The following is a 20,509-nucleotide window of genomic DNA, read 5'->3' on the forward strand; positions in this document are numbered from 1 at the left end:
GCGCCTGGCGGGAGGCCGGGCCTCCTGCTCCCGGGCTTCTTGCTCCTCGGGCGGATGCACTGATACGTTCACGGCGCGGAGGAGACCGTCATCCGGCCGCCGGCGGTGCGGGCCGAAAATTGCGGCCGGTACATGTCTTCCACCTGAGCGGCCGGCTGTTCATAGGTGCCCGGCGTAACCGCGCGCACGACATAGGCCACCGAATAGCTGCCCGCCTCGCCCTGCTGCCGGTCGAAGGCGGCGACGAAGCGGTCGTTGCGGAATTCGGCATGAGCGGGCTCCACCGCGTCGATCCAGTCGAAATTCGCCAGCCTGGCGCTATCCACCAGGCTTGGATTGTCGATCTCGAAGCCGCCGGGCAGGAGATCGGTCAGGATCACCCGGGCCGGCCAGGGATTGTCCTGCTGCACCGTCAGCACCACGACGAAGCGCTCGTTCTGCCTAGCATCGGAGATGTTCGCCTCGGTGCCGTCGAGCCGGTAATAGGCGCGGCTGAGCGCGAAGCCATTGCCGCCGGCGGGCAGCGGAAAGGCCGGGGCGGCCAGCGTGGTGACCGTCGCGGTCACCGGATCGCTGCCCCTATTGGCAATCGTTACCGGTGCGGCCAGGATCTCCTCGCCGCTCCTGCGGGTGGAGAAGGGTCCCTGCCGGGCGGCACCATCCACTGTCAGACGAATGCCGCTGTCGCCCTTGTCAATGGCGCGGGCGGCGAGCAGCAGCCACATCTGCTCCTGGGTGCTGGTGAGCGTCTTCGCCGCCGCCTGCCGTTCCACCTCGTGCGCCATCACAGGCAGGATCTTCGCCACAGGACGGCTTTCCGCCGCCAGCGTCAGCACGGCGGCATCGTCTCGCAGGGCCGAGCCGTAATCGCCCCGGTCGAGATCGGCGACGTCAGGCGCGGTCGCAGCTGCTTGCGCATCCAGAAACAGGCTGTCGGCCCTGGCCTGATCGCCATAGAGCGACAGGGCGGCCGCCAGATGCGCCTTGGCGAGCGGCGTCTTGAAATCGGCGAGCTTCGTATCGGCATAATAGCGCAGATCGGAGATCGAGGCCTTGCGGTTGCGCGCCAGCACATAGAGCGCATAGGCCACCTCGTTGCCGCGCGTGCCGATCTCGCTGTCATAGGCCAGCGCGTTCTGGAGATTGTCCAGCGCCAGACGCATGGCGGTATCGGGCACGGCCAGATCCTTCTCCCGCGCCCGCGTCAGGAAATCGCTGACATAGGCGTCGAGCCAGAGATCGCCGGAGCCGGGGCTCCACAGGCCGAAGCTGCCGGCCGAGGACTGATAGGAGAGAACCCGCTCGATCGCGCCTTTCACCCGCGCGGAGGCATCGGGATCCGCCGGCAGGCCGGCCCGGCCGGTCAGCTCGCTTAGATAGAGCAGCGGCAGCGCCCGGCTGGTGGTCTGTTCGGCGCATCCATAGGGGTAGCGGTCGAGCATCATCAGCAGAGCGGGAATGTCGAGGGCGGCGCTGCGGGCGACGCTCAGGCTGACAGCGGCGCCATCCAGCCGGCTTTCTGCCAGAAGACCGGAATCGACGGTCAGGCTCTCGCCGGGCTTCAGCTCCACCGGCAAATGGGTGGTGACCGGCATGGCCGCGCCGCGCACGGGCAGGGTCACGAGCTGGTCGAGCCGGGTGCCGTCGGCAAGTTCCGCGGCAATGGTAATCCGGCCTTCGCCAATGGCAGCGCCCGACAGCGGCAGGTTGACGCTGATGCGGCCGTTCTGTGGGATCGGCAGAGGGGCGGCCAGCCGGTCGGTGCCGACCTTCACCGCGTCGTTGGTGGTGATGGCGAGCCGCACCTGTGTCGCCGCCGCATCGGTGTTGGCGAGATCCAGCCGCAATTGCGACTGGTCTCCGGGCGCCAGAACGCGCGGGCTGCTGGCGGTGACGACGAGGGGATCGCGGATCACCACGTCCCTCTCGGCATGGCCGACGCCTTGCCTGGTCCAGGCCACCGCCATGATCCGCGCGGTGCCGTTGAACTGCGGAATGTCGAAGCTGACCGTGGCGCGGCCCGCATCGTCCAGCCGCACGGGGCCGGAGAAGAAGGCGACGAGTTTTTCCGTCGGCGGATTGCCCTGGAGCGCCACTTGTCCGCCATCGCCGCCGGTGCGCAGGCGCCCCAGCGCACCGAGCGAGCCATCGATCAGCTTGCCATAGAGATCGCGCAGCTCCAGGCCCAGCCGGCGCTGGCCGAAATACCAGCCGTCGGGATCAGGTGTGGGATAGCGCGTGAGATTGAGAATGCCGACATCGACGGCGGCGACCATGACATAGGCCTCCTCGCCGGCGGCAAGGCCGGACAGCGCGACCGGAATGGCGAGCGGCTGGCGCGGCCGCGTCTTTTCCGGCAGGTCGAGCGTCAGCGCGAGCTTGCGCGCTTCAGGATCGACGCCGGCCCAGGCGATGCCGATGGCACGCATCGGCATGCGGCTTTCCTGCGCCTCGCCGGGGCGAAACAGCGTGGCGGTGACATAGGCGCCGGCGCCGAAGGCTTGTGTCACGGGAATGTCCACCACCGTGCCGCCGGCGGGAACATCGGCCTCGTAAGTTGCAACAAGGCTTTCCGAGCCAATGGTGACCAGCGCCTTGCCGGCAAAGCGCGGGGAGATCTTGAGCTTCGCCGTTTCGCCCAGCCGGTAGAGCGGCTTGTCGAGCGCGATTTCCAGCGCATCCGGCGTCTCTGTCGAGCTCGCGGCGACATAGAAGCCGGCATCGAATTCGACGCTGGAGGCGGTGCCGCCGACCTTGTCCTCCACCTCGAGCCTGTAACGGCCCCAGCCGACGGGCGCCGTAATGCGCCCACCTTCGGGCGTCACGTCCAGCCGGCCATCGGCGACCTGGCGCGTGGAGATCACGGGCTCATAGCCCCAGGAATCCCCCTGGCGATACCATTGATAGCGCCGCTCGACCGCGATCAGCTTCCAGGAAAGGCCCGCCTTCGCCGCTGCCTTGCCGTTCTCATCCAGCGCCAGAACCTGGAAGCCGGCCGTGCCGCCTTCCCTGACATCGCCGGTGAACTCCGGCTTGATGCCGATGGCGGCGCGTTGATCTGATATCGGCAGGGTCAGCGTGCGCTCCACCGCCCGGCCGCCGCTTTCCTGCAGGCGCACGGCCAGATGTGCCTCCAGCCGGCGCGTGGTCGAGGGCATATCGCCCAGCGTCACGGCAAAGCGCGCCTTGCCGTCGGCATCGAGCGGCGGCAGGTTTTCCAGCGGGATGCGCAGGTCCTCGCCGGCTTCCTCATCCGCCAGGCCGAACTGGTAGCCGGGATGGGCGGGATCGCTGCGCACCGGCTTGACCAGAACCTCGCCTTCCAGCGCCAGGCCGGCGGCCGGGGCGCCATAGAGGAAGCGGCCGTTAACGTCGATCTCGGCCGGCGTTCCCGGAACGAGCCGGTCCGCGGCACTGGTCATGTCGAAGGTGATGCGGTCGGGGACGAAATCATCGACCAGGAAGCTCTGTTCGCTAAGCGGCTTGCCCTTGGGGTCGGTGAAGATCTGCAGGGTCCAGCGCCCGCGCATGGCATTGTCCTGCAGCGCCAGATCCACGGCATAGCCGCCGAGCTTCGGCGCGGTGGCGACCATGCGCTGATCCTCCACGCCATCCGGGCGCAGGAAGACGAAGGTCAGCGGCAGCCCATCGAGTGCCTCGGCCCGCTCGTTGCGGGCAAGCGCTGCGGCATGCACCGTCTCGCCTGTGCGGTAGATGCCACGCTCGGTATAGGCGAAGAGGTCGATGGCGCCCGGCGCAGGCCGGCCGGTCACGCCCCGGTCCGACAGGTCGAAGCCGGCGCGGGTCATGTCGAGGAAGACGTAATCGCCCGAATCCGTCGCAGCCGTGATCACTGCCGGGGCGAGCCCCGCCATGCCGCGCGAAAGCCCGGCATCGAACCGCGCCCGGCCCGTCGCATCCGTCCTGGCTGTCGCCAGAACCTCATTGTTGCGGGCGAGCAGCTGCAGGCTCACGCCCTCCATCGGCGTTGCAGTGGAGAGCGCCCGGGCGAAAACGGTGAGGCCATCCGTGCCGGTGAAGGTCGACAGGCCGATATCGGAAATGACGAACCATTGGGTGGCGCGGCTGTCCCATTCGTTGGCCACGCCGAGGGTGGAGGCCGCCGTCATCACATAGACGCCCGGCTGACGCTTCGGCAGCGCCTCGTCGATCGGGATGCTGGTGATCACCTCCTTGTTGAGGTCGCTGGCGATCTCCACCGTGCCCTGCCAGACAAGCGCGCCGCTCTCCTCCGAGATCCGGTCGGCGGTATAGCCGCTGAGTTGGGTCAGGAACTGCGAATTGGCCATCAGCCCGGCAATGTTGCGCTCGCCGATGCGATAGAGCTTCAGGGACGCGCTCGGGGTGTTGACCGAGACGAGCGGCAGGCCGCGGCGCATGGTCGAGGGCAGGACGAAGTTCTCGCCGGTGAAGCGCACCTGGGCGGTGCGGTCGCGAATATAGAGATCGAGATTGACGTCGGCGGCAAGGGGCTCATCGACGGAAGAGGGCAGGCCCTTGCGCAAGGTCAGGGCATAGCGCTCGCCATGAACGAGGCCTTCCACGCAGATCTGCTGATCCTTCGCCTCCATGGCCTGCGGCGTCTGGCCGTTCAGCAACACATAGGGCTGGTAGTCGAAGGCCTTGACCAGGGGCTCGGAGACCTGGACGCAGGCTCGGGGTGTGGCGCTGTCGGAATCGATCGTATGTTCCACCACGCGGAAGCCATCCGTGGCGCGCAGGGCGTCATAGGCGCTGCGCACCGCCTTGCTGTCGGCGAGCGCAAGGCTCGCCTTATAGGCGTTCAGCGCCGGTCGCGGGCTGCCGGTGGCCTTCAGGCTTTCGGCCAGGCCCGCCAATGCGGCCGCGCGGGTGCGGCTGGTGCGCGAAAGCTCATAGGCATTGATGGCCGAAAGCAGGCCCTGGCGCTGCAGCTCGGCATTGTCGGTGATGCGCAGGGCGTAGCGTGCGGCCTGCAGCCAGAGCGCGCCATCCTCCGGCTGGATGCCGACCGCGCCGGCTGCCAGCCGCAGCGCTTCCGCCGCATTGCCTGCATCCGCCTGCCTGCGCGCGGCGGCGACCAGCGCGTTCAGCCCCTCGCCCTTCAGCTCCTCCGGCAGGGCGGCGGCCCGCTTCAGCCGGCGCGCTTCGGCCAGCGTCGCCGCGTCGAGGAAGGGCAGGGCCGCCGGCGCGCCGAGATCGATCTCCTTCTGCCGCTTGTCCACCATGCGGCCGGCCACGGCGCCGGGAAAGTCGTTGAGCGTGTCATAGTCCGACTTGAGGAAGCACCATTTCGCCTTGGGATTATAGGTAAAGGCCCGGCAGGCCTTGTCGCCGGCGCAGATTTCGCCGCAGGCCTTCAAGGTGACGTTCTGTTCGGTGCGCAGGTCGAAGCCGAAATAATCGGCGTTTTCGGTCAGTACTGGCTGACGGTCGGGCTCGGCGGCGCGGGCCGGCACCAGGGCTGCGGTCATCAGCAGGCAGACCATCAGCAGCGGCAGGCAGAGGCGGTTCCACAGGGAGCGGAGGATGGGCATGCGTCTTGTGTAAAGCCGCCGGCCGGCCAAGGTTTCGGCGCGCGCAATGGCAGCGGTGATGCTGGACGGCATGGCGGTGGTCCTCTCCCGACCCTTTGAAGCATCTGGCTGAGATTGTGTCAGTCCTGCGCTTCCCGTTTTTGCTTTTGCATCGGCTCGAGAAGCGCGTCGCGCTTCCCGTCCGATGCTCTAGAATTTTGTTTTCGCATCCTATTTTGCCGGAAACCGGTTTCCGCTCTGCGGTCCGATGCTTTCGGTCTGGCCTCACGCGCCCGTGGCGGGTTCGCACATCCATGACCTCGACCGGCGGGCGCGCGGATGCCTGCAATTCTCCCTGATTCTCTTGAGGGATCCTCTTCATCTTGGCGCCGGCCGCGGATCTGCCCCGTCGTCATCCCACACCGGGTCCTCAACCCAGCGCCTTGTTCGCGCAGCAGTTTTGGCGCGCTCGCCATTCTTGTCAATGGCGCAGGCGCTTGTGCAGCCAGGATGCGGGTTCAATCGGGCAGGGGCGCTGCCTGCGCCCTGTGGCGGCGGCGCAGAAGGATCGGGGAGAGCGGACGGAATCTCAGAGACCCGCTGGCGCGAGGTCACGCGCGTGGCGCAAAGCCGGGCCGATGTCCGATCGACCGTCAGGCCGTGCTTATGCATCCAAGCGGTGGCCCGGATGCCGCGTTGAGGCCGCCCGCGGGCCGGAAGACCGCGGCGCGGCTCAGCCGGCGCGGCGCTGGGGCCGGGTGCGGTGTTCCAGACGTTCGGCGGCGGCATAGGTCTGGTTGACGATCTCGGGCACGAGATCGATATCCGGCAGCGAGCCGAGGCCTAGCGGGCCGATGGCGAACAGGCCTTGTACGCGGCCTTGATCGTCGAGCAGCTCGCCTGCCGGATTGACAGAGAGGCCGAGCGCGAGCTCGTCCGGCACGGCCAGTCCCGAGGCGAGCAGGCGCTTCATCAGCGGGCTGTCGAGATTGGGCGCGAGGCAGCGGCAGTCGATCACCTCGTCTGCGGCGAAGACTTCCGGCGCGCTCGTGCCGGCGCGACGAAGCTGCAGGCCGCCCGGCACGCGCATGATTGCGGTGGCTTTCAGAAGCCGGGTATTGCCGCCCGACAGTTCCCGCTCGAGACGGGCATGGACATCGGCGGGAAGCCGGTTGCGGTGGGCATCGTAGATGGCGCGCAGATGCCGGTTGAACTGGCGCTTCTCGCTGGGCGGCAGGGAGGACCAGAGCGCGCGGGCGCGCTTGCGCAGCCCGTTCATGGCCGCCTGCCAGCTCCAGCCGTTCTCCTCCGCTTCCGCGCAGGCCTGCCGGACATAGCGCAGGATCTCGCGCAGCGAGGAGGGCATAGGCTGTGTGGGGAAGGTGGCATCGGCGGGAAGGCGCGTATGCGGCTGGGGCAGAAAACCCCGGCGCGACAAAAGCGTGATGTGCCCGGCAAAGCCGCCGTCGCGCAACTGCATGACTTGGTCGACGGCGCGCAGACCGCTGCCCATCACCACGATATGCTGACAGCTCTCGGAGGGCAGTGCGGGCAGCCGGTTTTCGAAACCGCCAGGATTGTTCGGCCCGGAAATGCCGTAGCCGGTGGCCAGGATCACCTCGTCGAAATGCTCCGTCCCACCCTCCTCTGAGCGCAGGAGGAAGCCGCTGTCCAGCCGCTCCAGCCCGGTCACATCGTCGTTCGACATGCGCACCGCGACATCGGTGCGCTGCGCCAGTGCCTCGGAAAAACGCTGATAGACATAGTCGCTGAAGGTGGATTTCGGCACGAAAATCTGGCCGAAGCCGGGAATGGCGGCGGAAACCGCATCGCGGAAGGCGGCATTGGCCTGGAGCCAGCGGGTGAAGTCCTTGGGATCGCCGATCGAGACCGAGAGGTCGCGCGCGCGGCTGTTGAGGATCTCCGTGGATCGCTTCGTCGCCAGCGCCTGACCGCCGCTGACCGTCGGCTTGGGATCGAACAGGCAGAGCTGGAAGGGCTGGGACAGCGTGCGCAACAGCGCGATCGCCATCATCATGCCCGAGAAACCCCGCCCGATGACAGCCAGTTTCAACCTGCTGTCACGGCCCTTCTCCAGCGGCAGGGACAAGCCATGAACCGTCATATTTCACCTCCACGCCAATCGGCTGCCCTGCGGCATGCCGTCTTCAAGGAATGTTCACGAATATGCGGTACGCTATGAGATTGCGGATTAGACCACGAGCGCGGCCCGGCGACAAGGTTTTTCAAGGGGCCCTGCCGATAGTCCGACGGCGCAGCCGATACATTTACGGTGCCGCGTCTCGAAGTCTGGCCTAACGCAAAGAAGGGCCGCCAAAGCGACCCCTCTCATCAAATCGGATGTTTCGCCGCCCTTCCAGGCTGGCTTTTTACATCGAGGTCAGTGCCGTCATCGGTGCCTGGGCAACCAGCGCTGCCTTGAGCTTCTCCATGGCGCGGGTCTCGATCTGACGGACGCGCTCCTTGGAAATACCGAGATCCACGCCGAGCTCTTCCAGCGTCGCGCTCTCGTCCGTCAGGCGGCGCGCACGGATGATCTTCATCTCGCGCTCGTTCAGCTGCTTCAGCGCATGGCCGAGCCAGGTCCGGCGGCGTTCCTGGTCGATCATGTCGGAGACCTGCTCGTCGGGGAGCGGTGCGGCGCAGGCGAGGAGGTCGAGGCGCTCGCCACCATCCGCGTCGCCGGCGGAAATCGGCGCCTGCAGCGAGGTGTCGCTGCTGGACAGGCGGGCATCCATGGTCTGGACGTCGGCCAGGCTGACGCCGAGTGCCGCGGCGATTTCCTCATGCACGGCGCGGGCCGTCAGCTGCCGGTCGCCCTGAGCAAGCTTGGCGCGCAGCCGGCGCAGATTGAAGAACAGCGCCTTCTGCGCCGAGCTGGTGCCGCCACGCACGATGGACCAGTTGCGCAGGACGTAATCCTGCATCGAGGCGCGGATCCACCAGGTGGCGTAGGTGGAGAAGCGCACGTCGCGGCTCGGCTCGAAGCGGGCGGCGGCTTCGAGAAGGCCAATATGCCCTTCCTGGACCAGGTCGCTCATCGGCAGGCCGAAATGACGGAACTTCGCAGCCATGGAAATCACCAGGCGCATATGCGCCATGGCGATCTTGTTGCGGGCGTTCTGGTCGTTATTGTCCTTCCACGCTTGCGCCAGTTCCTGCTCCTCCTGACGTTCCAGATAGGGGGCCGCCATGGCGATCTTGATCATGCGACGATCTGCAGAAAGGGTCTTCATGTGGCTTGCTCCATGACCGGACCCGCTGAAATGAGCGTCCTGTCTTTGGTTTCAGGAGATCCGGCGGCGCATCTGACGGCGTTTCCGGGTCCAGTGAAGTGGATCTTGACCTGCCTGCACGCCGCCCTAACTTCTCATCGAACAGGGATCGAAACGATCACCGGGTTCTGACATCAGCAGGCAATGGACGGTGTGCGCCGCACGTCTCACAGGGGGCAAACGCGCAAGTCCGGATTTTGTTCCGGCCCATGGCCACATTCTGTGGGAGGAGACGCGGTCAGGCGATCGCTTCCCATCGCTTTCAGGCGCCCATTCAGATTAGGGGAGCGGCCGGCCCCTTCTTCCTATCTGTGCTTTGGATGAGCTGTTTTCTCCCGACTTTTGCCGCTTGCCGGGCTGGTTAACTTTGCGTTAACCTCATGGCGTGCGCCGGCCATGATGTGCCGGCTGGCTCAATCCGTGTCCGAAAGCGGTGAGTACGGCGTCATGAAGACACTTTCGATCGAGGTGCGGCCGGCAGAGCCGCAGGACGCTTCGGCGATTGCCGAGGTTCACCGCAGTGCCTGGATGCAGGCCTATGGCGGGCTCATTCCGCATATCCCGTTGATCCGCATGGTCGACCGCCGCAATGAAAGCTGGTGGCGCAAGGCGACGCGCGGACCGGCGACGCTCCTGGTGGTCGAGGTGGCCGGCGTGATTGCCGGCTATGCCACCATGGGCTTGAACCGGGCGCGCGCGCTTCCCCAGGAGGGGGAGGTCTACGAGATTTACTTCCGTCCCGAATATCAAGGTCTCGGCCTCGGCCGCATTCTCTTCGGCGAGGCGCGCAATCTGCTGCGCTCGCTCGGCTGCTCGGGCCTGGTGGTCTGGTGCCTGGAGGAATGCGACATCGCCACAAGCTTCTTCCGCAATGCCGGCGGGCAGGATGTCTGCGAAGGCATGGAGGATTTCGGCGACAAGCATCTGAAGAAGATCGGCTACGTCTGGGCCTGAGCCCCTGCCTTCAGGTTCTCTTTCTCCCCTCCCGCCACCATCAGGCTTCACCGGCGCGGCAGTTCATCCGTTCAGTCTGGCGGCTTCCGCAGGAGAATTGTCGGTGGCTGACCGCGCCGTGCTTTGTAAGGCCTGGTCTTGCAGGCCTTCATCAGGCTGGCCGGAAAATGAAACCCCGCAAGCACATTGTGCGATTCATCTTAACGCGCTGTTTTTTCCTTGATCCATGCTTGCGGCAGGCTACCCCATATTGCGCCGCACCGACTTTCGCTCTATCCAACCGGCAGTCAACCTGTCACCTTGAGGGGGCCTTATGCGCATCGACGCCATTCAGATCGGGAAAAACCCGCCGGACGATATCAACGTGATCGTTGAGGTCCCGGTTGGCGGTCATCCGATCAAGTACGAAATGGACAAGGAAGCCGGCACGCTGATCGTCGACCGTTTCCTCTACACGCCGATGACCTATCCCGGCAATTACGGCTTTGTGCCGCATACGCTTTCGGAAGATGGTGATCCGATCGACGTCCTGATCGCTTCGACCCGTCCGCTGGTTCCGGGCTGCGTCATCAATGTCCGCCCGATCGGCGTGATGATGATGGAAGACAATTCCGGCAAGGACGAGAAGATCGTCGCCGTGCCGAACTATCACCTGACCAAGCGTTACGACAAGGTTCGCGAATATACCGACCTGCCGGAAATCACGCTGCAGCAGATCGAGCATTTCTTCGAGCACTACAAGGATCTGGAACCCGGCAAGTGGGTGAAGATCTATGGCTGGAAGGATGCCGAGTTCGCCCGCAAGCAGATCGTCGAGGCGATCGAGCGGGCCAAGAAGGCCGAAGCCTGAGCCTATTTCCCTTCTCCTGAAAACGCCGTGCGCCCCAAAGCGCGCGGCGTTTTCGTTTCCAGGCCATGCTTTGCGAATAATGCGCGGTTACACCTCGAGCATCGGACTGAAAACAGTCCTCAGTGCGATGCTCCAGATTTCTGTTTTTGCATCGGATTTTTCCGAAAACCGGTTCCCACTTTTCGGTCCGATGCTCTCGCGCGCGAGATCAACGGGCGATGCGGGTGGAAAGGATGATCGAGGACAGGGTCTTCTCCACCCCGTCCAGCGCGCCGATCCGGTCGATCACCAGGTCCAGAGCCCCGATCGACGGCGCGGCCAGAAGCGCGATCAGATCGAAGCTGCCGCTGACGGAGTGCAGCGTTTCCACTTCCTCCATGCCGGCCAGAGCCTGCGTCACCTTCGGCAGTGCCTTGGCTGTCAGCGTGATCAGCACATGGGCGCGCACCAGCCCGCGCTGATAATCCTCCGACAGACGCACACCATAGCCGGCAATGACGCCCGCACGCTCCAGCCGCTCGATGCGCGCCTGCACGGTGGTGCGCGAGAGGCCGAGCCTTTTGGCGATGGCCGCCGTCGGCAGGCGGGCGTTTTCGCTGAGCACGGCGATCAGCTCGCGGTCCTTGGCGGTGATCTCCGTCATATCGCGCAGAATCTCCTGCATTTCGCCGAAAGTGGGCCGGCAGATTGATCGTTTCAGCCCTTCAGCTCGACAGCTTCCTGCCGCATTGTCAAGGCCGGAAAGGAGGGGTGCACCCTCCGGCAATCGATAGAAGGGGAATGAGATGAAGCAGGTCGTCATCATCGGCGCGGGCAAGATCGGGGCAACGATTGCCCATCTTCTGGCGGACAGCGGCTCCTATCAGGTGGTGGTGGCGGACCATTCGGCGGAGCAGCTGGCGCGGCTGGAGCGTCATCCGGCCATCGAGACCGCCGAGATCGACATTGCCGATGCCGATGCGCTCGACCGGCTGCTGACCGGCCGCTTCGCGGTCTTAAGCGCCGCGCCCTTCCATCTGACCGTGGCCATCGCCGAGGCTGCGGCCCGCACGGGCCTGCATTATCTCGACCTCACCGAGGATGTGCGCTCCACCCAGCGGGTCACCGAGATCGCCGCCACGGCGAAGAGCGCCTTCATTCCGCAATGCGGCCTGGCGCCGGGCTTCATCTCCATCGTCGCCCAGGATCTTGCCCGCCGCTTCGACCGTCTCGATGCCGTGCGCATGCGCGTCGGCGCGCTGCCGCAATATCCGTCCAATGCGCTGAACTACAATCTGACCTGGAGCACGGATGGCGTCATCAACGAATATATCGAGCCCTGCGAGGCGATCGTCGAGGGGCGCACCACACTGGTGCCGGCGCTTGAGGAGCGCGAGGAATTCTCGCTCGACGGCGTGACCTATGAGGCGTTCAACACTTCGGGCGGCCTGGGCACCTTGTGCGAGACGCTGGCGGGTAAGGTGCGCACGCTGAACTACCGCACCATCCGCTATCCCGGCCATGCCGCGATCATGAAGGCGCTGCTCAACGATCTCGGGTTGAAGCACCGTCGCGAGGTTCTCAAGGACATTCTCGAACACGCGCTGCCGACGACGGTGCAGGATGTGGTCATCGTATTCGTCACCGTCTCCGGCTGGCAGGGCGGGCGTCTGGTGCAGGAAACCTATGCCAACAAGATCTATGCCGGCGTCGTTGCCGGGCTGCGCATGAGCGCGATCCAGATCACGACGGCCGGCAGCATCTGCGCCGTGCTCGACCTTCTGGCGACGGGCAAGCTCCCGCAGTCCGGCTTCATCCGCCAGGAGGAGATCGGGCTTGAAGACTTCCTCGCCAACCGCTTCGGCGCGCTATATGCGCCGCCGGCCGAAATGACACGCCGGGCCTCGTAACCCGCGGTCCTTGCAAACGAACCCGTTCTTCGGCCGCGCCCCTCAGGTGCGGCCGAATTCGTCCTGCAGGCGGATCGTGTCGTCGTCCTTCAGATAGGAGCCGGTCTGGACCTCGATCAGCTCCAGCGGAATCTTGCCCGGATTCTCCAGCCGGTGCAGCACGCCGAGCGGGACATAGATCGACTCGTTTTCATGCAGGAGCCGGGTTTCTTCCCCGATCGTCACTTCCGCCGTGCCGCGCACGACGATCCAGTGCTCGGACCGGTGATGATGCTTCTGCAGCGAGATTTTGCGGCCGGGCTGCACCACCAGCCGCTTGACCTCGAAGCGATCGCCCGAAAGAACCGAGGCGACCGAGCCCCAGGGCTTGTAGGAGGTCGGATGCGCTTCCGTCAGCGGCCGGGTGGCGGGCGAGGCGGCGAGCGTTTTGACGATCTGGCCCACCTGCTGGCTGTCGGCCAGGCGGCCGACATAGACCGCATCCTCACTGGCGATAACGGCAATGTCCTCCATGCCGTGGATGGCCAGATGGATATCCCGCGACAGAACCAGGGAATTGCGCGTGGCGCTGACGGTCGCCTTCTGGCCGAGAACGTTGCCGTTCTCGTCCTTGTCGCCCGTCGCCCAGACCGAATCCCAGCTGCCGAGATCTGACCAGGCGAAGGCGGAGGGCACGACGGCTGCGTGTGCGGTGCGCTCGAACACGGCATAGTCCACGGAAATATCCGGGGCGCGGGCAAAGCTCGCCTCATCCAGCCGGTCGAAATCGAGATCGCGCCGCGCGCTGGCAAGGGCGGCCTCGGCCGCTGCGTGAACGGCCGGCTCGAAGCGCTGGATCTCCTCCAGGAACAGGCCGACCGGCAGCATGAACATGCCGGAGTTCCACAGATAGCGGCCGCTGGCCAGCAGCTCCTCCGCGCGGGCGCGGTTCGGCTTCTCGACAAAGCGCGCGACCGTGCAGGCGCCGCCGGGCAGTGCGTCGCCGGTCTCGATATAGCCGTAGCCGGTGGCAGGCTCGGTCGGCTGGATGCCGAAGGTCACGAGCTTTCCGGCCTGCGCGGTGTCGCGCGCGAGGCGGATACAGTCGAAATAGACGGCGCCGGCGTCGATCTCGTGATCGGAGGCGAGAACCTGCATCAGGGCATCGGGGCCGAAATCCCGCGCGATCGCCAGGGCGGCCACGGCAAGCGCGGGGGCGGTGTTGCGGGCAACCGGCTCCAGCAAGATCGCCGAGAGCGGCGCGCCGACCGTTTGCGCCTGCTCGGCCACCAGGAAGCGGAACTCGGTGTTCGTGACGATCAGCGCCGGCGCGTAAAGATCGGAATTGCCGACGCGCTGCAGCGTTTTCTGGAACAGCGAGTGCTCGCCGAGAAACTGGAGAAACTGCTTGGGTGCGCCGGCACGCGACAGCGGCCACAGGCGCGTGCCCTTGCCGCCCGCCATGATCACCGGAACAATCTTCTGCGCGCTCATTCCCTCTCCTTAGATGTTCTCGTCTGCTGAGGCAGGACGGCGGCTTTGCCGCGCCGTGCCCTCCCCGTGCCCCCGGGGCGGTGGATCTGCGCCCTTTGCCGGTGGACCGAGAGCCGCGCCAGCATTCAGGTTTGCCGCGTCCACCTCTTGTTAATCAGCGGCAGGCTGCGGCACAAGTCGTCCCTTGCCTTGCAATTATAGCGCCCGGGCCCGGGCGATGCGGCTGGAGAAGGGACTGAAGGGCGCCTGATCTCGAGGGCGATGCAAGAGGTTCGGCGGCGGCTTCAAGAAGGCGGATAGCAAAAAGGCGCCACAGGGGCGCCTTCGTCATGGGGCTGGCGGCGCGCCTTAGGCGGCGACCAGGACACCGTTGAGATGGGTGAGTTCGCTCAGAAACTGTTCAAGGCGCGTCTTGTGCTCGTCGGCATGGTCGCCATTGGCGAGATGGCTGCGGGCTTCCTCGATGCGGCGCTCGATCATCGTGCGGTCGAACTCCTCGACCGGAACGGCCGATTCGGCAAGCAGGGTGCAGCCGCTCGGCAGGATGTCGGCGAAACCGCCGAAAACCACGTAGCGCGTCGTCTTGCCAGCGGCCTTCACCGTGACGATGCCGGGGCGGATCGTGGTCATGGTCGGCGCATGGTTGGCCATGACGGTCATTTCACCGTCGGTCGCCGGCAGCACGACTTCGCTCACCGTTTCGGAAACGAGGAGACGTTCGGGGGATACGAGCTCGAAGTTGAAATCAGCCATGATCGTCCGCTTGGGGTTTGGGCGTCGGCCGCGGGCTTACAACACGCACGCAGCAGGGCCTGTCTGTCTCGGGCGGCCCGATCGCCGCGCGAAGGGGAAGGATGGCGCGGCATGCGCGCCATCCTCTCGACGTCTTTTCAGGCTTCGGCAGCCAGCTTCTTGGCCTTGGCGATTGCCTCGTCCATCGAGCCGACCATGTAGAAGGCGGCTTCCGGCAGGTGGTCGTATTCGCCGTTGACCAGGCCCTTGAAGCCCTTGATCGTGTCTTCCAGCGAGACGAGCTTGCCCGGCGAACCGGTGAAGACTTCGGCAACGTGGAAGGGCTGCGACAGGAAGCGCTCGATCTTGCGGGCGCGGGCAACCGAGAGCTTGTCCTCTTCGGACAGTTCGTCCATGCCCAGGATCGCGATGATGTCCTGAAGCGCCTTGTAGCGCTGCAGCGTCGACTGGACCTTACGGGCGACTTCGTAATGCTCTTCGCCGACGATCATCGGGTCGAGCATGCGCGAGGTCGAGTCGAGCGGGTCGACGGCCGGATAGATGCCCTTTTCGGCGATCGAACGCGACAGAACGGTCGTGGCGTCCAGATGGGCGAAGGAGGTGGCCGGTGCCGGGTCGGTCAAGTCGTCGGCGGGAACGTAGATGGCCTGGACCGAGGTGATCGAACCCTTGGTCGTGGTGGTGATGCGTTCCTGCAGCGCGCCCATGTCGGTGGCGAGCGTCGGCTGATAGCCCACGGCCGAAGGAATACGGCCGAGCAGAGCCGACACTTCCGAACCTGCCTGGGTGAAGCGGAAGATGTTGTCGACGAAGAACAGAACGTCCTGGCCCTTGTCGCGGAAGTCTTCGGCAATCGTCAGGCCGGTCAGAGCGACGCGGGCGCGGGCGCCCGGCGGTTCGTTCATCTGGCCATAAACGAGCGCGCACTTCGAGCCGGCAGCCGAACCGCCATTTTCATGCGGATCGACATTGACCTTGGACTCGATCATTTCGTGGTAGAGGTCGTTGCCTTCGCGGGTGCGTTCACCCACGCCGGCGAACACCGAGTAACCACCATGCGCCTTGGCGACGTTGTTGATCAGTTCCATGATCAGAACGGTCTTGCCAACGCCGGCGCCGCCGAACAGGCCGATCTTGCCGCCCTTGGCATAAGGCGCGAGCAGGTCGACGACCTTGATGCCGGTGACCAGGATCTGCGCTTCGGTGGACTGCTCGACATAGTCGGGAGCGGCCTGGTGGATGGCGCGGCGGGCCTGGGTCGGAACCGGGCCAAGTTCATCGACGGGCTCGCCGATGACGTTCAGGATGCGGCCGAGGGTTTCGTCACCGACCGGAACCGAGATCGGCGCGCCGGTGTCGAGAACCTGCTGGCCGCGGACCAGACCTTCGGTGGAGTCCATGGCGATGGCGCGCACGGCGTTTTCGCCGAGGTGCTGGGCGACTTCGAGAACCAGACGGTTGCCGTTGTTGTCGGTTTCCAGCGCGTTCAGGATCGCCGGCAGCTGGCCTTCTTCGAAGGTTACGTCGACGACGGCGCCGATGACCTGCGTCACGCGGCCAGCGGCCTTGACCGAGCCGGACACGGACATCGAGCCGGCAGACTCGGCCATCGCCCTCTTCTTCGCATTGTGATGGGGGGTCGCTTCGTGAGCCATGTCCTTGCCCTCTTGTTCCTTAGAGCGCTTCCGCGCCCGAAATGATTTCGATCAGTTCCTTGGTGATCTGCGCCTGACGCTGGCGGTTGTAGGACAGCGTCAGCTTGTTGATCATCTCACCGGCATTGCGCGTGGCGTTGTCCATCGCGCTCATCTTGGCGCCCATTTCGCCGGCGACGTTTTCGAGCAGCGCCCGGAAAATCTGCACGGAAATGTTGCGCGGAATAAGGTCGTTCAGGATTTCGCCGGCATCCGGCTCATAATCATAGATCGCAGCGGCGGACTCGGCCGAGGCTTCGGCGGTCGGCGCGGCGGCCGGAATGAGCTGCAGCGCGGTCGGAACCTGGCTGATGACCGACTTGAACTCGGAATAGAACAGGGTGCAGACGTCGAACTCGCCCTTGTCGAACAGGCCGATGATCCGCTTGCCGATTTCGTCGGCATTGACGAAGCCGATCTTCTTGACGTCGCGCAGATCGACGCGGTCGATGATCAGCGCGTTGAAGTCGCGGCGCAGGATGTCGTAACCCTTCTTGCCGACGCAGATGATCTTGACCGTCTTGCCCTGACCCTGAAGCTTGCGCACGTGGTCGCGGGCGAAACGGGCGATCTGGGAGTTGAAGCCGCCGCAAAGGCCACGCTCGGCCGTGCAGACCACGAGGAGATGCGTCTTGTCCTGGCCGGTGCCGGTCATGAGGCGCGGCGCGCTGTCATCGGTGCCGACGGCCTGGGCGATGTTGGCCAGAACGGCGCTCATCCGCTGCGAATAGGGGCGCGCGGCTTCGGCGGCTTCCTGGGCGCGGCGAAGCTTCGCCGCGGCGACCATCTTCATCGCCTTGGTGATCTTCTGCGTCGCCTTGACGGAGGCGATCCGGTTTTTCAGATCCTTAAGTGACGGCATCCGGTGTTCGTCCTAGCCTGGCGCTGGTGTCACGATCGGGCAGCGCCCGTTCCGTAAAACGCTTGTCGTTCGAAGACGCCGCGCTGGATCAGCGGTAAAGCCGAGCCGGCGCGGCGCGAAGGCGTCTTGCCGATCAGGCGGCGAAAGACTTGGAGAAGCTGTCGAGTGCGGCCTTCAGCTTGCCCTTGGTGTCGTCGGAGATCTGCTTCTCCGTGCGGATGGCGTCGAGGACGCCCTTGCCTTCGGAGCGCAGGTAGGACAGCAGGCCCTGCTCGAACGGACCGACCTTGGCGACCGGCAGCTTGTCGAGATAGCCGTTGACGCCGGCGAAGATCACCGCGACCTGCTCTTCCGTCTTCAGCGGCGAGAACTGCGGCTGCTTCAGGAGTTCGGTCAGGCGGGCGCCGCGGTTCAGCAGGCGCTGCGTCGAGGCGTCGAGGTCCGAGCCGAACTGGGCGAAGGCGGCCATTTCGCGATACTGGGCGAGCTCGCCCTTGATCGAGCCGGCAACCTGCTTCATCGCCTTGATCTGGGCCGAGGAGCCGACGCGCGAAACCGAGAGACCGACGTTCACGGCCGGGCGGATACCTTGGTAGAACAGGTCGGTTTCCAGGAAGATCTGGCCGTCGGTGATCGAGATCACGTTGGTCGGGATGAAGGCCGAAACGTCGTTGCCCTGGGTTTCGATGACGGGCAGAGCCGTGAGCGAGCCGGCGCCGCGTGCGTCGGAGAGCTTGGCGGCGCGCTCGAGCAGGCGCGAATGCAGGTAGAAGACGTCGCCCGGATAGGCTTCGCGGCCCGGCGGACGGCGCAGCAGCAGCGACATCTGGCGGTAGGCGACAGCCTGCTTGGACAGGTCGTCATAGGCGATCAGGGCGTGCTGGCCGTTGTCGCGGAAATATTCGCCCATGGCGCAGCCGGCAAAGGGTGCCAGATACTGCATCGGCGCCGGGTCGGATGCCGTGGCGGCGATGACGATCGAGTACTGCAGCGCGCCGCGCTCTTCGAGTACCTTGACGAACTGGGCAACGGTCGAACGCTTCTGGCCGATGGCGACGTAGACGCAGAACAGCTTGTCGTTCTCGGGACCATTGTCGTGGATCGGCTTCTGGTTGAGGAAGGCGTCCAGGATGATGGCGGTCTTGCCGGTCTGACGGTCGCCGATGACCAGCTCGCGCTGGCCGCGGCCGACGGGGATCAGCGCGTCGATGGCCTTGATGCCGGTCGACATCGGCTCGTGAACCGACTTGCGCGGGATGATGCCCGGAGCCTTGACGTCGACGCGGGCGCGACGGGTGGCGTTGATCGGGCCCTTGCCGTCGATCGGGTTGCCGAGCGCGTCGACGACGCGGCCGAGCAGTTCCGGACCGACCGGAACGTCGACGATGGCGCCGGTGCGCTTGACCGTGTCGCCTTCCTTGATGGCGCGGTCCGAACCGAAGATGACGACGCCGACATTGTCGGCTTCGAGGTTCAGCGCCATGCCGCGGATGCCGCCCGGGAACTCGACCATCTCACCGGCCTGGACATTGTCGAGACCGTAGACGCGGGCAATGCCGTCGCCGACGGACAGGACCTGGCCAACCTCGGAAACTTCCGCTTCCTGGCCGAAATTTTTGATCTGATCTTTGAGAATTGCGGAAATTTCCGCGGCGCGGATATCCATCAGCCGACCTCTTTCAGTGCAAGCTTAAGGCTCGAGAGCTTTGTGCGAAGGGAAGTGTCAATCTGGCGGGACCCGACCTTGACGATCAAACCACCGAGAATGGACGGATCGACAGTGACGTTCACCGCCACGTCTTTGCCGGTGACGCTCTTGAGCGCCGCCTTCAATTCGTCGAGCTGCGCGTCGTTGAGCGCATGGGCGGTGGTGACCTGCGCAGCGATTTCGCCGCGATGGCGCGCCGCGGTCTCGCGATACGACCGGACAATGCCCGGGACAGCGAAGAGGCGGCGGTTCTTGGCGACCACCTTGAGAAAATTTGCGACTAGGCCGGTGATGCCGGCCTTTTCGACGATCGCGGAGATCGCCTTGAACTGGTCTTCGGAGGTGAAGACGGGGCTGACGATCAGGCGCTTGAGATCAGCGCTTTCATCGATCAAGGCCTGGAAACGGTCGAGGTCGGCTCCCACAGCCTCTACCGAGCCGGCTTCAAGCGCCAGATCGAAAAGAGACGAGGCGTACCGTTCTGCAACACCGGAAATGAGCTCGGATGTTTCTGCCACGGGCGCGTGTTTCTCGCTGTTGAATTCAAAGCCTCGGGCCGCGGCGAAAGCCGTAAGCTGAAAACTTTGAATTTGTTGCTGTATTCCTCAGGACGTCCAGGCCCTTGCCGGCCTGCTTCCCCTATAAGTCGGGGTCCGTCTAGCATAGGATATCAGGACTCGCAACACGAACAGGGCGGGCTTTTCCCGCTTCAAGGCCCCCCGGTCTAATTTTTGACACGGTTTGGGTCGTGCATGCAGGGTTCTGGCGCCCTGTGGCTCTCAAAGCGCCGCGCGATCGCTTGGGATTCGATCGCCGCGCTTTCACCTCTTGTCTTATTTCATGTGTCTTATCGCATGTCGTGGTCGCGAAACCGCTGAGCGCTTTTGCGCGACACTGGTCGTGCTTTATAGAAAGCCGAAGACATAGGCCAGCGGCGCCAATGCAAGGCCGAGCTGCAGGATAAACAGTAGCCAGTTGGCCAGCGTTCCGGCATCATCGGACAGAATCGCCAGAAGACGGCCGAAGGCCGCCAGCGCATAGGCCGCGCCCAGCGCCAGATAGACCATCGGCTGCGCCAGCAGCACCGCGGCAAGGCCGAGCCCCAGCGGAAAGCCGCCCAGCGTCGAGCGCGCTTCGGCATAGGTCCCGCGCCGTCCCTCCCGCGGCATCAGTCCCAGAAGCTTCAGGCTGAACCCCGGCGCGAAGAGGAAGGGGAGCGACAGGACCATGGTGATCAGCGCGGCGCAGAAGGCGATGAATTCGCCGGTGTCGTGCGGAATGTAGAAGTCCATGGGCCTGCCATCGTCAATCGGAACCGGCGCGCCGGCCTCCGCTCATGTCCCTGTGCCGGACGTGCGATCTCTGTTCGCCGCGCAGCACAATTATCCTGCCGGACAGGACGATGCCACCGGCGGCAAGTCAAGCCGGAAACCCGCCCACGCGGCGCTTTCTGCGCGAGGCATGCGATCCTGCAACGATGAACCGCCTTTAACCACGTCGACAGAATCAGGCCG

Annotated in this window: 14 protein-coding genes; 3 read left to right on the top strand and 11 right to left on the bottom strand. The window is 65.0% G+C overall.

Annotation, left to right across the window (positions count from 1 at the left end; translation table 11 throughout):
* Positions 1-68 precede the first annotated feature (68 nt).
* From BJF92_RS08035 to BJF92_RS08045, 3 genes are all read right to left on the bottom strand, one after another.
* Positions 69-5,489 (bottom strand): alpha-2-macroglobulin family protein, encoded by a 5,421-nt coding sequence (locus BJF92_RS08035; protein WP_075634317.1) that lies wholly within the window; start codon positions 5,487-5,489, stop codon positions 69-71.
* A gap of 760 nt (positions 5,490-6,249) precedes the next feature.
* The gene (locus BJF92_RS08040; protein ID WP_075634218.1) at positions 6,250-7,641 is read right to left on the bottom strand and encodes an FAD/NAD(P)-binding protein; all 1,392 of its coding nucleotides are present in this window, start codon (positions 7,639-7,641) and stop codon (positions 6,250-6,252) included.
* 265 nt (positions 7,642-7,906) lie between these two features.
* The gene (locus tag BJF92_RS08045) at positions 7,907-8,773 is read right to left on the bottom strand and encodes an RNA polymerase factor sigma-32 (protein ID WP_075634219.1); all 867 of its coding nucleotides are present in this window, start codon (positions 8,771-8,773) and stop codon (positions 7,907-7,909) included.
* A 486-nt stretch (positions 8,774-9,259) separates the two neighbouring features.
* Here BJF92_RS08045 and BJF92_RS08050 point away from each other — a divergent pair, with 486 nt between their 5' ends.
* Both BJF92_RS08050 and ppa read left to right on the top strand, forming a co-directional pair.
* Entirely contained in the window at positions 9,260-9,766 is a 507-nt protein-coding gene (locus tag BJF92_RS08050; protein WP_075634220.1) for a GNAT family N-acetyltransferase, read from the top strand.
* 313 nt (positions 9,767-10,079) lie between these two features.
* Positions 10,080-10,616, top strand: coding sequence for an inorganic diphosphatase (ppa, locus tag BJF92_RS08055; protein WP_075634221.1), 537 nt, complete (start codon positions 10,080-10,082; stop codon positions 10,614-10,616).
* A gap of 208 nt (positions 10,617-10,824) precedes the next feature.
* On the opposite strand, the gene BJF92_RS08060 is transcribed toward ppa, so the two are convergent.
* Entirely contained in the window at positions 10,825-11,259 is a 435-nt protein-coding gene (locus BJF92_RS08060; RefSeq protein WP_075634318.1) for an Lrp/AsnC family transcriptional regulator, read from the bottom strand.
* 142 nt (positions 11,260-11,401) lie between these two features.
* On the opposite strand from BJF92_RS08060, the gene BJF92_RS08065 reads away from it, so the two are divergent.
* Positions 11,402-12,505, top strand: a complete 1,104-nt coding sequence (locus BJF92_RS08065) for a saccharopine dehydrogenase family protein (protein WP_075634222.1) — start codon at positions 11,402-11,404, stop codon at positions 12,503-12,505.
* 42 nt (positions 12,506-12,547) lie between these two features.
* Here BJF92_RS08065 and BJF92_RS08070 read toward each other — a convergent pair whose 3' ends face one another.
* From BJF92_RS08070 to BJF92_RS08100, 7 genes are all read right to left on the bottom strand, one after another.
* The gene (locus BJF92_RS08070; protein ID WP_075634223.1) at positions 12,548-13,978 is read right to left on the bottom strand and encodes a mannose-1-phosphate guanylyltransferase/mannose-6-phosphate isomerase; all 1,431 of its coding nucleotides are present in this window, start codon (positions 13,976-13,978) and stop codon (positions 12,548-12,550) included.
* Between the two features lie 348 nt (positions 13,979-14,326).
* Complete coding sequence (locus BJF92_RS08075) at positions 14,327-14,731, bottom strand: F0F1 ATP synthase subunit epsilon (RefSeq protein WP_075634224.1); 405 nt, start codon at positions 14,729-14,731, stop codon at positions 14,327-14,329.
* 137 nt (positions 14,732-14,868) lie between these two features.
* Positions 14,869-16,341, bottom strand: coding sequence for a F0F1 ATP synthase subunit beta (atpD, locus tag BJF92_RS08080; RefSeq protein ID WP_075634225.1), 1,473 nt, complete (start codon positions 16,339-16,341; stop codon positions 14,869-14,871).
* A 64-nt stretch (positions 16,342-16,405) separates the two neighbouring features.
* On the bottom strand, positions 16,406-17,287 hold the full coding sequence (locus BJF92_RS08085; RefSeq protein ID WP_075634226.1) for a F0F1 ATP synthase subunit gamma: 882 nt from the start codon (positions 17,285-17,287) through the stop codon (positions 16,406-16,408).
* Between the two features lie 133 nt (positions 17,288-17,420).
* Positions 17,421-18,953: a F0F1 ATP synthase subunit alpha gene (gene atpA / locus BJF92_RS08090; protein WP_075634227.1), complete on the bottom strand. Its 1,533-nt coding sequence runs from the start codon at positions 18,951-18,953 to the stop codon at positions 17,421-17,423.
* The gene (locus BJF92_RS08095) at positions 18,953-19,513 is read right to left on the bottom strand and encodes a F0F1 ATP synthase subunit delta (RefSeq protein WP_075634228.1); all 561 of its coding nucleotides are present in this window, start codon (positions 19,511-19,513) and stop codon (positions 18,953-18,955) included. Before BJF92_RS08095 ends, atpA begins: the two co-directional genes overlap by 1 nt.
* Before the next feature lie 387 nt (positions 19,514-19,900).
* Positions 19,901-20,287 carry an AGROH133_08824 family phage infection protein gene (locus BJF92_RS08100; RefSeq protein WP_075634229.1) on the bottom strand — a complete coding sequence of 129 codons (387 nt, stop codon included), beginning with the start codon at positions 20,285-20,287 and terminating at the stop codon, positions 19,901-19,903.
* Positions 20,288-20,509: the final 222 nt, after the last annotated feature.

The sequence above is a fragment of the Xaviernesmea rhizosphaerae genome, from assembly GCF_001938945.1.
In the GTDB taxonomy this organism is placed as follows: Bacteria; Pseudomonadota; Alphaproteobacteria; order Rhizobiales; family Rhizobiaceae; genus Xaviernesmea; species Xaviernesmea rhizosphaerae.

Excerpts from the sequence above, each read along its gene's own strand:
- BJF92_RS08035 (WP_075634317.1), bottom strand. The coding sequence starts at position 5,489 with ATGGTCTGCCTGCTGATGACCGCAGCCCTGGTGCCGGCCCGCGCCGCC.
- BJF92_RS08040 (WP_075634218.1), bottom strand. The coding sequence starts at position 7,641 with ATGACGGTTCATGGCTTGTCCCTGCCGCTGGAGAAGGGCCGTGACAGC.
- BJF92_RS08045 (WP_075634219.1), bottom strand. The coding sequence starts at position 8,773 with ATGAAGACCCTTTCTGCAGATCGTCGCATGATCAAGATCGCCATGGCG.
- BJF92_RS08050 (WP_075634220.1), top strand. The coding sequence starts at position 9,260 with ATGAAGACACTTTCGATCGAGGTGCGGCCGGCAGAGCCGCAGGACGCT.
- ppa (WP_075634221.1), top strand. The coding sequence starts at position 10,080 with ATGCGCATCGACGCCATTCAGATCGGGAAAAACCCGCCGGACGATATC.
- BJF92_RS08060 (WP_075634318.1), bottom strand. The coding sequence starts at position 11,259 with ATGACGGAGATCACCGCCAAGGACCGCGAGCTGATCGCCGTGCTCAGC.
- BJF92_RS08065 (WP_075634222.1), top strand. The coding sequence starts at position 11,402 with ATGAAGCAGGTCGTCATCATCGGCGCGGGCAAGATCGGGGCAACGATT.
- BJF92_RS08070 (WP_075634223.1), bottom strand. The coding sequence starts at position 13,978 with ATGAGCGCGCAGAAGATTGTTCCGGTGATCATGGCGGGCGGCAAGGGC.
- BJF92_RS08075 (WP_075634224.1), bottom strand. The coding sequence starts at position 14,731 with ATGGCTGATTTCAACTTCGAGCTCGTATCCCCCGAACGTCTCCTCGTT.
- atpD (WP_075634225.1), bottom strand. The coding sequence starts at position 16,341 with ATGGCCGAGTCTGCCGGCTCGATGTCCGTGTCCGGCTCGGTCAAGGCC.
- BJF92_RS08085 (WP_075634226.1), bottom strand. The coding sequence starts at position 17,287 with ATGCCGTCACTTAAGGATCTGAAAAACCGGATCGCCTCCGTCAAGGCG.
- atpA (WP_075634227.1), bottom strand. The coding sequence starts at position 18,953 with ATGGATATCCGCGCCGCGGAAATTTCCGCAATTCTCAAAGATCAGATC.
- BJF92_RS08100 (WP_075634229.1), bottom strand. The coding sequence starts at position 20,287 with ATGGACTTCTACATTCCGCACGACACCGGCGAATTCATCGCCTTCTGC.